We start from the raw sequence: 367 nt of genomic DNA, 5'->3' as shown, positions 1-367 counted from the left end.
ACAGGCGCTGGATGGTGGTGGCCAGGCTGGAACCGCTGGTCGACAGATTGCGCTGTGCGTTCAGCGACATCACATTGGTGTTGATGACTTGTGCCATTTCCGTGCTCCTGGATACGAAGGTCTTGCGGTTTTTTGGGGTGCCCCGGGGGAGGCAGTGGGCGATGTGCCCTGGTTGAAATCATTAACGACACCCCGGCCGGAACCTTTAGCCCCGGCAGGCCGGATTTTTTGATTTGTCAACAAAAAACCCCGCCGGAGCGGGGTTTTCTGTGGTGCGTCCACTACCGGGATCAGCCGTTCAGCAGGCTCATCACGCTCGACGGCGACTGGTTGGCCTGGGCCAGCATCGCGGTGCCGGCCTGCTGCA

General features: G+C 60.5%; 1 protein-coding gene and 1 pseudogene. Both read right to left on the bottom strand.

Annotated elements, in window-relative coordinates; genetic code table 11:
• Positions 1 to 97 (bottom strand): annotated as a pseudogene (locus ACTJI4_RS18290) (flagellin); the annotation flags it as partial.
• A 193-nt stretch (positions 98 to 290) separates the two neighbouring features.
• Positions 291 to 367, bottom strand: a 77-nt coding sequence (locus ACTJI4_RS18285; RefSeq protein ID WP_440870151.1) for a flagellin, incomplete at its 5' end; no start/stop codon positions are given.

Source organism: Stenotrophomonas sp. 22385 (assembly GCF_052045085.1).
GTDB lineage: Bacteria > Pseudomonadota > Gammaproteobacteria > Xanthomonadales > Xanthomonadaceae > Stenotrophomonas.
Note: the sequence above shows the minus strand (reverse complement) of the source record. Positions and strands in the feature narration are given on the sequence as shown.